Source organism: Bartonella sp. AP4SXKL (genome assembly GCF_042195845.1).
Taxonomy (GTDB): Bacteria; Pseudomonadota; Alphaproteobacteria; order Rhizobiales; family Rhizobiaceae; genus Bartonella.
In genome coordinates this window covers 1-509 of record NZ_JBHIPA010000097.1, presented here as the reverse complement: position 1 = coordinate 509, position 509 = coordinate 1, and the positions used below count along the sequence as shown (strand labels likewise).

Genomic DNA, 509 nt, shown 5'->3' with positions numbered 1-509 from the left:
GTCTGATAGATAAAAGCATAAGGCCCTTTCTGCATAAAATCACGTTGTAAATCAGCATACATTTGCGCCCGTTTTTTGGGATCTTTTTGAAACAATGCATCTTGAACCTTTTGATTCATAGTTTCATCCAAATACCCATGGCACCAACTCGCATAGCCTGTATTTTTAGCCTCAAGCCGATTATCTGGATTATAAATAAGACGTGAAGCCATTGTATGGGGGTCCCCAGAGCCATTATTCCATCCGAAAAAAATCGTATCAAAACCACGCGCATAAAATTTTGAAAACAACTGCGTACCTACAAAACGTTCAATTTTAAAACGTACTCCAACTTTTTTTGCATTGTCTTGGAGAGACTGAGCAATAGGCAAAGCAAAAGGATAAGGAGAGGCACCGGCAAAAATACTGGCCTCAAAACCATCCGGATAACCTGCCTCTGTTAAAAGTTGCTTTGCTTTTTGGAGATCAAGTTTAAAGGGTTGTCCCTCTTTTTCATCCAAAGCTCCAAG

At 39.9% G+C, this 509-nt stretch carries 1 protein-coding gene; it reads right to left on the bottom strand.

Annotated elements, in window-relative coordinates; all coding sequences use genetic code 11:
- Positions 1 to 509, bottom strand: a 509-nt coding sequence (locus tag ACFIMI_RS09860) for an ABC transporter substrate-binding protein (protein WP_375668841.1), incomplete at both ends; no start/stop codon positions are given.